The organism is Bradyrhizobium sp. SHOUNA76, from assembly GCF_023006445.1.
Lineage (GTDB): Bacteria > Pseudomonadota > Alphaproteobacteria > Rhizobiales > Xanthobacteraceae > Bradyrhizobium.
On sequence record NZ_JALBHA010000993.1, the window covers coordinates 1 to 878 of the forward strand.

The 878-nt window shown below is 65.4% G+C and carries 1 protein-coding gene and 1 pseudogene; both read right to left on the minus strand.

Going from position 1 to position 878, the window contains the following annotated elements; all coding sequences use genetic code 11:
• Positions 1-84: pseudogene (locus MOV74_RS40650) on the minus strand (NAD(P)-dependent oxidoreductase); the annotation flags it as partial.
• Positions 85-136: 52 nt separating this feature from the next.
• On the minus strand, positions 137-878 hold a 742-nt coding region (gene odhB, locus MOV74_RS39210; protein WP_246932979.1), incomplete at its 5' end, for a 2-oxoglutarate dehydrogenase complex dihydrolipoyllysine-residue succinyltransferase.

The following is an 878-nucleotide window of genomic DNA, read 5'->3' on the forward strand; positions in this document are numbered from 1 at the left end:
GGCCGCCGCAACCGCGGTCGCCCGCCCGATGCCGCGGCTGCCGCCGGTGATGACAACGACTTTATCGGTCACGCGTGCCTCCATGGTTCGACATGCGCCGTCGCGAATGGCGACGGCGCTCGCAGAGCATCAGGAATCAGAGATCGAGCACCAGGCGCGCCGGATCTTCCAGGCTCTCCTTGACGCGAACCAGGAAGGTGACGGCTTCCTTGCCGTCGATGACGCGGTGATCATAGGACAGCGCCAGATACATCATCGGGCGGACCTCGATCTTGCCGCCGACGACCATCGGCCGCTCCTGGATCTTGTGCATGCCGAGGATGCCCGACTGCGGCGCATTCAGGATCGGGGTCGACATCAGCGAGCCGTAGATGCCGCCATTGGTGATGGTGAAGGTGCCGCCCTGCATCTCGTCGATCTTGAGCTGGCCGTCGCGGGCGCGGCGACCGAAATCGGCGATGCCCTTCTCGATGTCGGCGATCGACTTGTGGTCGCAGTCGCGCACCACGGGCACGACGAGGCCCTTGTCGGTGCCGACGGCGACGCCGATGTGGTAGTAGTTCTTGTAGATCAGGTCGGTGCCGTCGATCTCGGCGTTGACGGCCGGGATGTCTTTCAGCGCCTGCACCACGGCCTTGGTGAAGAAGCCCATGAAGCCCAGCTTGGAGCCGTGCTTCTTCTCGAACGCATCCTTGTAGTGGGCGCGCAGCGCCATGACGTTGGTCATGTCGACCTCGTTGAAGGTCGTCAGCATGGCCGCGGTGTTCTGCACGTCCTTGAGGCGGCGCGCGATGGTCTGGCGCAGCCGGGTCATCTTGACGCGCTCTTCGCGGGCGGCATCATCCGCCGGCGAGGGCGCGCGCACCTGCACGGCAGCG